Annotated in this window: 10 protein-coding genes; 6 read left to right on the forward strand and 4 right to left on the reverse strand. The window is 70.1% G+C overall.

Going from position 1 to position 9044, the window contains the following annotated elements; all coding sequences use genetic code 11:
- Positions 1 to 171 precede the first annotated feature (171 nt).
- Together SACHA_RS26155 and SACHA_RS0111640 are read left to right on the forward strand one after the other, a co-directional pair.
- A complete protein-coding gene (locus SACHA_RS26155) occupies positions 172 to 1119 on the forward strand; it encodes a hypothetical protein (protein WP_232211864.1) in 948 nt (315 codons plus the stop codon).
- Between the two features lie 172 nt (positions 1120 to 1291).
- Positions 1292 to 2455, forward strand: a complete 1164-nt coding sequence (locus SACHA_RS0111640) for a cystathionine gamma-synthase (protein ID WP_019809886.1) — start codon at positions 1292 to 1294, stop codon at positions 2453 to 2455.
- 103 nt (positions 2456 to 2558) lie between these two features.
- Here the strand turns inward: SACHA_RS0111640 and SACHA_RS0111645 are convergent, their stop codons facing one another.
- The gene (locus SACHA_RS0111645; protein WP_019809889.1) at positions 2559 to 2828 is read right to left on the reverse strand and encodes a hypothetical protein; all 270 of its coding nucleotides are present in this window, start codon (positions 2826 to 2828) and stop codon (positions 2559 to 2561) included.
- 212 nt (positions 2829 to 3040) lie between these two features.
- On the opposite strand from SACHA_RS0111645, the gene ilvA reads away from it, so the two are divergent.
- Entirely contained in the window at positions 3041 to 4246 is a 1206-nt protein-coding gene (gene ilvA / locus SACHA_RS0111650; protein ID WP_028663104.1) for a threonine ammonia-lyase, read from the forward strand.
- Between the two features lie 111 nt (positions 4247 to 4357).
- On the opposite strand, the gene hppD is transcribed toward ilvA, so the two are convergent.
- Positions 4358 to 5542: a 4-hydroxyphenylpyruvate dioxygenase gene (hppD, locus tag SACHA_RS0111655; protein WP_028663105.1), complete on the reverse strand. Its 1185-nt coding sequence runs from the start codon at positions 5540 to 5542 to the stop codon at positions 4358 to 4360.
- A 119-nt stretch (positions 5543 to 5661) separates the two neighbouring features.
- On the opposite strand from hppD, the gene SACHA_RS0111660 reads away from it, so the two are divergent.
- Positions 5662 to 6129: an Lrp/AsnC family transcriptional regulator gene (locus tag SACHA_RS0111660; protein WP_019809895.1), complete on the forward strand. Its 468-nt coding sequence runs from the start codon at positions 5662 to 5664 to the stop codon at positions 6127 to 6129.
- A 210-nt stretch (positions 6130 to 6339) separates the two neighbouring features.
- On the opposite strand, the gene greA is transcribed toward SACHA_RS0111660, so the two are convergent.
- Together greA and SACHA_RS0111670 are read right to left on the reverse strand one after the other, a co-directional pair.
- A complete protein-coding gene (gene greA / locus SACHA_RS0111665) occupies positions 6340 to 6837 on the reverse strand; it encodes a transcription elongation factor GreA (protein ID WP_026453369.1) in 498 nt (165 codons plus the stop codon).
- Positions 6838 to 7011: 174 nt separating this feature from the next.
- A complete protein-coding gene (locus SACHA_RS0111670; RefSeq protein WP_019809899.1) occupies positions 7012 to 7488 on the reverse strand; it encodes a DUF4307 domain-containing protein in 477 nt (158 codons plus the stop codon).
- Positions 7489 to 7711: 223 nt separating this feature from the next.
- Between SACHA_RS0111670 and mca the strand changes: the two genes are divergently transcribed.
- On the forward strand, positions 7712 to 8608 hold the full coding sequence (gene mca / locus SACHA_RS0111675; RefSeq protein WP_198010135.1) for a mycothiol conjugate amidase Mca: 897 nt from the start codon (positions 7712 to 7714) through the stop codon (positions 8606 to 8608).
- On the forward strand, positions 8605 to 9044 hold a 440-nt coding region (locus SACHA_RS26615; protein WP_019809903.1), incomplete at its 3' end, for a hypothetical protein. The genes mca and SACHA_RS26615, both read left to right, overlap by 4 nt.

Below are 9044 nucleotides of genomic sequence, written 5' to 3' on the forward strand. Positions count from 1 at the left end.
AGCCGCCGCAGGGCTTCGGGCAGCCCGGAGGGTTCGACCCGGCGCAGGGCCAGGGCGGCTTCGGCGGACCCCCGCCACCGGGGCAGTTCGGTGCTCAGCCCCCCCGGCTTCGGCGGCCCCGGGTACGGTGCACCCGGCCAGGGCGGCGGCGGGAGCAAGCAGATCATCGGTATGATCGTCGGTGGCGTCGTCGCGCTTCTGGGCGTTGTCTCGGCCGTCATCGCGATCACTATGCTGGTCGATCTCAGTGAAGCTTCCGAGGTCGGTGATGCTGCTCTCGACAACGCGATGGCCAATTGCACCGCACAGGGGCTCTCGGAACAGCAGTGCCAGGAGATGATCGACTCGCAGGTCGAGGCGGTCGAGTCCGAGGGGCCGAGTGCGGGTCAGTTCTACTTCTATCTGATCATGGTTCTCGCGGGTGGCGTTCTCACCGTCGCGGGTGGAGTGCTGCATGCCTTGAGCGGGAAGCTGCCCGCGAGCATGAAGAAGTCCGTACCCGTCGGTACCACCGTCGGCGGTCTTCTGACGGCGCTGCTCACCATCCTGATGATGGTCGAAGGAGACGGCGCCCCCACCCGGCTCGTCTTCACGTTGATCTTCGGTGTTCTGGTGCTCACCGTCGGCGTTCTGGGGCTGATTCCCGCGACGGCGGAGTTCCTCGGCCTTGGTGGTGGGCCGCGCGGTCCGGGCGGACCCGCGGGCTTCGGGCAGCAGGGCCAGTTCGGGCAACCCGGCCAGTTCGGGCAACCCGGCCAGTTCGGGCAACCAGGCCAGTTCGGGCAACCAGGCCAGTTCGGGCAGCCGCAGCAGCCGGGTGGCCAGTACCCGGGCAGTGGCGGGTTCGCGCAGCCCGGCCAGCCGGGGCAGTTCGCCCAGCCGGGACAGCCGCCCCAGCAGCAGCCGGGTAGCCAGTACCCCGGTAGCGGCGGGTTCGCACAGCCGGGACAGCCGCCGCAACAGCAGCCCGGTGGCCAGTACCCCGGCAGCGGCGGGTTCGCCCAGCCGGGCGGGCAGTACCCGGCCAGCGGTGGGTTCGCCCAGCCCGGCCAGTACGGGCAGCAGCCTCCGCAACAGCAGGGTGGATGGCAGCAGCCGGGGCAGCCGCCGCAGTGGTGAGCGCCGGTGGTGAGACGCCGGCGATCTCGCAGGCGTGACGGGTCGGTGACCCGGCGCCACGGGCCGTGGGGTGACGGAATGGGTGAGCCGTCGCGCCACGGCCCGTCGTGTGTCGAGCCCGGTTCGCCGATCCACGGCGGCGTGTCCCGGGGGCCGGCCGTAGGCTGTGGGCATGGTTGCAGACCCCGCCGACTACGGCTTCGAGACGCGCGCCATCCACGCCGGTCAGGAGCCCGATCCCCGTACCGGGTCGGTCATCGTGCCGATCTACCAGACCTCCACCTACGCACAGGACGGGGTGGGCGGTACCCGCGAGGGGGACTACGAGTACTCGCGTACGGCCAACCCGACCCGGAGCGCGCTGGAAGAGGCACTCGCCGCGCTGGAAGGCGGTCGGCACGCGCTGGCCTTCTCCTCCGGGATGGCCGCCAGTGACGCGGTGCTGCGGACGGCCTTGCGCCCGGGCGACCATCTGGTCCTCGGCAACGACGTCTACGGCGGCACCTTCCGGCTCATCGACAAGGTGCTGACCGGCTGGGGCATCCACTACAGCGTCGCGTCCCTGTCCGATCTGGACGAGGTCCGCTCCGCGATCCGCCCGGAGACCAAGCTGATCTGGTGCGAGTCGCCCACCAACCCGTTGCTCGGGATCGCCGACTTCGGGGCGTTGTCCGAGCTGGCCCACGTCAGTGGCGCCCGCGTGGTCGTGGACAACACCTTCGCGACCCCGTACCTGCAGACACCGCTCGAACTCGGGGCGGACGTGGTCGTGCACTCCACCACCAAGTACCTCGGCGGCCACTCCGACGTCGTCGGCGGTGCGGTGATCACCCACTCCGACGAGCTGCGCGAGCAGTTGTTCTTCCTGCGGAACTCGGCGGGTGCGGTGCCCGGCGCGTTCGATGCCTGGCTGACCCTGCGCGGACTGAAGACGCTCGCCGTCCGGATGGAACGCCACTGCGCCAACGCCGAGCTGATCGCCGAGGCGCTGTCGGTGCATCCGAAGGTCGACCGCGTGTACTACCCGGGGCTGGCCGAGCACCCGGGACACGCGCTGGCGGCCAAGCAGATGCGGCGCTTCGGCGGCATGGTGTCGTTCACGCACGTCGACGGCGAACAGGCCGCGCTGGACACGGCCGCGGCCACCCAGCTGTTCGTCCTCGCGGAGTCGCTGGGCGGTGTGGAGTCACTGATCGAGCACCCGGGCCGGATGACGCACGCCAGCGTCGCCGACTCGACGCTCCAGGTTCCCCCGTCGCTGGTCCGCCTGTCGGTCGGCATCGAGGACCCGCACGACCTCCTGGCCGACCTCCGGTCCGCCCTCGACACGCACTGATCCCACGCACCGGTGTTGTGCCGTGAAGGACTCCTTCCCTGCGTCACACGCGGCGAAGGAGTCCTTCACGGCACCGGACGCGGCGAAGGGGGCCTTCGCGGCGTCACGGGCGGTAGCTCTCCGGGGGGAGTCCCGGCAGGGCCGGGCGGTCGTGGTCGCGGACGACGTCGTCCTTGTGCAGGTCCGCGGCATCGACGCAACCGCCCACGAGCGTGACGGCGCCGTCCTGCTCCGTGTACCGGGCGGGCTCGCACGGCGCCTCGGCGACGGTGTACACGGCGGCGCCGGTCAGAGTCACGGCCGAGAGCACGCCGGCGAGTAACGGCAGGACACCGGCGGAACCCGACGCGGATGCGGTACTCGCCCGTCCCATGGTGTCTCCCTCACTCGATCGGGTTCTGTATCGCCGTCAATTTCTGTATCGCCGTCATCGGGAGCACCGGAGGCCTCGCCCCGGTACTCCGCCCCCGCAGTGTTCCCCGTGACCGCGCAGGGCGACCGACGCGGCCCAAGCTTACCCAATCGTGATCCGGGCCGTGTGCGTAACCTCGTCGTGATCCGGTCGGCGGTGACATCATCGTGGGCATGGGACTTGTCAGCGTGGACACAATCCGCGAGACGAGGCAGTTGCTGTCGACCGTCGTGCGCAACACGCCGATGGAACACGCACGGGACCTCGAATCCGCGCACGGAGGGCCGGTGCACCTCAAGTGCGAGAACCTGCAACGCACCGGATCCTTCAAGATCAGGGGCGCCTACGCCCGCATTCACGGGTTGAGCGAGGCCGAACGGGCCCGTGGCGTCGTCGCGGCCAGCGCGGGTAATCACGCCCAGGGTGTCGCGCTCGCCGCATCGCTGCTGGACACGAAGGCGACGGTGTACATGCCCGAACGCGCGCCGTTACCGAAGCTCGCGGCCACCCGCGGCTACGGTGCCGAGGTGCACCTGCACGGCGCGGTGCTGGAGGAGACACTGGCCGAGGCGAAGGCGTTCGCCGAGCGCACCGGGGCGGTGTTCATCCACCCGTTCGACCACCCGGACATCATCGCGGGGCAGGGCACCGTGGGCCTGGAGATCCTCGAACAGCTCCCCGAGGTGGCCACGGTGCTCGTCGCGACCGGTGGCGGAGGGCTCGTCGGTGGCGTGGCCGCGGCGGTCAAGGCCGAGCGGCCGGACGTCCACGTCGTCGGGGTGCAGGCGGAAGCGGCTGCGGCCTTCCCCCGGTCCCTGGCGACCGGCGGTCCGGTGCGGCTCGAACGGACCCAGACGATGGCGGACGGCATCGCGGTCGGCGAGCCCGGCCCGGTCAGCTTCGCGCACGTGAACTCGCTCGTGGACGACGTGGTGACCGTGGGGGAGGAGTCGCTGTCCCGCGCGGTGTTGCAGTGCCTGGAGCGGCGCAAGCTCGTGGTCGAGCCCGCCGGGGCCGCCGCCGTCGCGGCGTTGCTCGAACACGAGAAGATGTTCGAACCGCCGGTCGTCGCCGTGCTCTCCGGCGGCAACGTCGACCCGTTGCTGCTGCTGCAGATCATCCAGCACGGCATGACGGCGGCGGGGCGCTACCTCAACCTGCGACTGTGCGTGCCGGACCGGCCGGGGTCGTTGGTGAGTGTGTTGTCCCGGGTGAGCGAACTCGGGGCGAACGTGCTCGACGTCGAGCACTCCCGGATCTCGGGTCGTCTCGCGATGGGCGAGGTGGAGATCGCTCTGAAGCTGGAGACCCGCGGCCCCGACCACTGCGAGACCGTCGCCGCCCAACTCCAACGCGCCGGCTTCACGGTCATGTTCTGACCACGCGGGGTGTTGCCGTGAGGGGCACATTCCCTGCGCGTGACGCAGCGAATGTGCCCCTCACGGCACCTGACGCAGGGAACGTGCCCCTCACGGCACAGTCCGGGCGTTTCAGAGGTTGCCGCGGCGCTCCTGCTCGCGTTCGATGGCCTCGAAGAGGGCCTTGAAGTTGCCCTTGCCGAAGCCGAGCGAGCCGTGGCGCTCGATCAGCTCGTAGAACACGGTGGGCCGGTCACCGATCGGCTTGGTGAAGATCTGCAGCAGGTAACCGTCCTCGTCGCGGTCGACGAGGATGCCGTGCTCCTTCAACGTCTCGATCGGCACCCGGACCTCGCCGATCCGCGCCCGCAGCTCCGGGTCGTCGTAGTAGCTGTCCGGTGTGGCGAGGAACTGCACCCCGGCCTCGCGCATCGCGGTCACCGTGGCGATGATGTCGTTGGTCGCGAGCGCGATGTGCTGACACCCGGAGCCGCCGTAGAACTCCAGGAACTCGTCGATCTGCGAGCGCTTCCTGCCCACGGCCGGCTCGTTCAGCGGGAACTTCACCCGGTGGTTGCCGTTCGAGACCACCTTGCTCATCAGGGCCGAGTATTCGGTGGCGATGTCGTCGCCGACGAACTCGGCCATGTTCACGAAGCCCATGATGCGGTGGTAGAAGTCCACCCACTCGTCCATCCGGCCCATCTCGACGTTGCCCACACAGTGGTCGACGGCCTGGAACAGGCGACGTGGGGCACCTTCCGGCCGCGGGACCGTGCGGGTCCGTTCCTCGTACCCGGGCAGGTACGGACCCGAGTAGCGCGAGCGGTCGATCAGCGAGTGCCGCGTCTCACCGTAGGTGGCGATCGCGGCCCTGCGCACGGTCCCGGCCTCGTCCGAGATGTCGTGCGGTTCCTCCAGTACCGTCGCTCCCTGGGCGCGGGCGTGCGCCACACACTGGTCCACATCGGACACTTCGAGAGCGAGGTCGGTGACCCCGTCGCCGTGCCTGCGGTGGTGGTCGAGCAGCGGCGAGTCGGAACGGACCCCACCGTTGACCACGAACCGCGCCGAGCCGGATTTCAGCACGAACGACTTGTGGTCGTGGTTGCCGGTCTCCGGGCCCGAGTAGGCGACGAGCTCCATGCCGAAGGCGGACTGGTACCACCACGCGGTCTGCGTGGCGTTGCCGACGGTGAACACGACCGCGTCCATCGCGGTGACGGGGAACGGGTCGGTCGACAGGTCGTGGTCGACCAGGCCGACGAGTTGGCGTAGCTGGTCGTAACTGACGTCGTCGAGTGCTGGGTTGGCCATGCCCGAAAGCATGCGCGGGGAGGGCATACTGAGCAACAGTCGACGCTCGTACTGGTCAGTCTGCCCAGTCGAATTGGCAATCGGGTGATCAGACTGAGCAACTTGTGCAGGAGGTTCGCATGACGCTGGACTCGCTGGACGCGCGGTTGCTGTTGCTGCTGACCGACGCGCCACGTCTCGGCGTGCTGGAGTGCGCGCGCAGGCTGGGGGTGGCGCGCGGCACCGTGCAGGCCCGTCTCGACCGGCTCACCGCCGCGGGGGTCCTCACCGGGTTCCCCCCGGAGCTCGACCTGGCCGAGATGGGCTACGGGTTGACCGCGTTCGCGGTGCTGGAGATCGCGCAGGGGCACCGTGCCGAGGTCGCCGCCGCCCTGGCCGCGATCGACGAGGTGTGCGAGGTGCACGCGACGACCGGCCAGGGGGATCTGTTCGTCCGGCTCGTCGCGCGGTCCAACGACGACCTCCAGCGGGTGATCGACGAGGTCGTCGGGGTCGCGGGGGTACGGAGAACGGCGACCTCGATCGCCCTGTCCACGCCGGTGCCGCCCCGCGTGCGCCCCCTGCTCGAACGGATCGCGCAGGAGTGACCGTGGGCGGCACCGGGCACCCGCACGCACGGGTCGGTACCCGGCGCCGGAGCGCGGGTGTATCCGGACTCCGGACCCGTCCGCTCCACACGCGGGTACCGACCCGTGGTTTCGGGGATCATCCCCCGACCGGACGGGCCGGGGATGAGTGGGTGTCGTGACGGCGGAACGACGCGCGGCCCGGGTGCCGGGCCGACGGGTCGTACGGCCTCACGAGGTGTAGGGCACCGCCTTGACCAGGGTGACCTTCTGGGTGCCGCCGTTCGGCAACACGTATTCGCGGGCCTCGCCCTCCTTGGCGCCCAACAGCGCCTTGCCGAGCGGTGACTCCGGCGAGTACGTCTCGACGGCGCCCTCGCCGCCCTCCTCGCGGGTGGCGAGCAGGAAGGTCTCCTCGTCGTCCTCGTCACCGTCGTACCGCACCGTCAGCACCATTCCCGGCTCGGCGATGCCGTCGTCCTTGGGCGCCTCGCCGACCTTCGCGGTGCGAAGCAACTCCTGTAGGTGCCGGATTCGGGCTTCCTGCTGACCCTGTTCCTCCCTGGCGGCGTGATAGCCACCGTTCTCCTTCAGGTCGCCCTCTTCCCGGCTGGCGTTGATCTTCGCTGCGATGACCGGACGATTCTCGATCAGCTCGTCGAGCTCGTTCTTGAGCCTGTCGTAGGCATCCTGGGTCAGCCAGGTCACCTTGCCTTCGCTCACGGTCACCATCTCCTTCTAGCGCCTGCCGAGCCTGGGTGTACAAGCCGGCGCCACGCCGTCGTGGCTGGTAATAAAGGAAAGACACGGCCCGTGCGGGCCGTGCCGTTGAGACCAGGATAGCACGAAGCGGGCCCCTGCGGTCCCTGTTCGCTCAGGGGGTACGCGCACTCGGCGCGAATTTCACCCCGTTGGCCGCTCGGAGGTTGACAGGTACTCCGGCACACTATACGAGCACCCGATGACGTCCGCCGTCACCGGTTGCCCGTTGCTGCGCACCACCGTCGTGAGCCGCTCCCGGCCGGGCGGGACGTACATCTCCCTCCGGCCGCTCTCCGCGCCGGACGAGTCCCGCACGCGGACGATGCAGACCCCGGGCCGGGTGGGCTCGGTGCGGAGGACGTCGACGGTGACCTCCATGCTGTTCCCGGGTCGTTCCGTGAACGCCACCCGCTGCCCCTCGATGGGGGTCACGGCGAGGGTGGTGTAGCCGAAGTAGGTCGCCGCGGTGCCCGCGACCAGCGCGAGTGCGATGAGCACCCACCGGCGCCACCGCGGGGGACTCCGCCGGATGAGGTCGTCGTCGCTGTCCGCGGTCGCCCCGGCGGGTCCGGTACCGGCGGCACCGGGGCCGGTCGGCCCGCTCTCCGCACTGTTCAACCAGGCCTCCGGGATTCGTGTCGCCTACGGCGGGGAGAATGAAAAGAGCTACCTCGTGTGTTGAGTATCCGTGTAGGCGTGTGGGCGGACGCCAGGGGGTCCGGCCCGACAGGTCCGTGGGCACGAACGGCCGACAGGTCCGGGACCACGAACGGCAGACACGGTGCGCCGGCACGACGACGGTGAGCGGAAAGGAACCGGACGGGACATGGGAGCCGACGGGATGAGCGCTGACAGGACGGACGCGGGGTTACGGCTGATGGCGGTGCACGCGCACCCCGACGACGAGTCCAGCAAGGGCGCGGCCACGATGGCCCGCTACGTCGCCGAGGGGCACGACGTCATGGTGGTGACCTGCACCGGGGGCGAAGCGGGCAGCGTGCTCAATCCGGCGATGGACAAGCCGGAGGTCCACGAGAACATGACGCGGCTGCGCCGCGAGGAGATGGCCCGGGCCGCCAAGATCCTCGGCGTGCGACACCGCTGGCTGGGCTTCGTCGACTCGGGCCTGCCCGAGGGCGACCCGCCGCCTCCGCTGCCCGAGGGCTCGTTCGCGCGGATTCCCCTCGACGGGCCGGTGGAGAAGCTGGTGGAGGCGATCCGGGAGTTCCGGCCGCACGTGGTGACCACCTACGACGAGACCGGTGGCTATCCGCACCCCGACCACATCCGCTGCCACGAGGTGTCGATGGCCGCCTGGGACGCGGCACCCGATCCGGACCGTTTCCCGGAGGCGGGTGCGCCGTGGCAGCCGTTGAAGCTGTACTACTCGCACGGCTTCTCCCGCGCGAAGTTCACCGCCTTCCACGAGGCCCTCGTCGAACAGGGTCTCGAGTCGCCCTATGCGGAGTGGCTGAGCCGGTGGGATCCGGACAAGCCCGACGTCATGGACCGGGTCACCACGCAGGTACCGTGTGCTGACCACTTCGACGTCCGGGACGACGCCCTGCGTGCGCATGCCACGCAGATCGACCCGAACAGCCGCTGGTTCGCCGTGCCGCTGGACATCCAGCGCCGGCTGTGGCCGACCGAGGAGTACGAACTGGCACGGTCCCTCGTCGACACGACGTTGCCGGAGGACGATCTGTTCGCGGGGGTGCGAGAGAGGGTGACGACATGACGCCGGCACTACCCGCGGTCACGGTGGCTCCGGTCACCTCGGCCGGGACCCTCCTGACGCAGTCCCAGCCCGGTGGCGAGGGGGCGGACTTCGGCAAGTCCTCCCCCGTGGGGCTGTTGCTGCTGCTGGTCTTCCTCATCGCCGTGGTTTTCCTCGTGCGCTCGATGACCAAGCACCTCAAGCGCGTGCCCGCGTCGTTCGACGGGGAGGGCGACAGGACCGGCGACGGGGCCACCGATGGGGACCAGGCCGACAGCACGAAGTCCACCGACGGCATGAACTCCACCGACGGTACGAACGCCGCCGACGGCACCGGCGCGACCGATGACCCGGGCTCCACCGGCGATGCGGACCGTGTCGACGCCACGGCGGACGGCGCCCCGGGCGGTACGGAACGGCCGGTCGGCGACGCGGGGGAAGCCGCGGCCAGCGGCCG

It is taken from the genome of Saccharomonospora halophila 8 (assembly GCF_000383775.1).
In the GTDB taxonomy this organism is placed as follows: Bacteria; Actinomycetota; Actinomycetes; order Mycobacteriales; family Pseudonocardiaceae; genus Saccharomonospora; species Saccharomonospora halophila.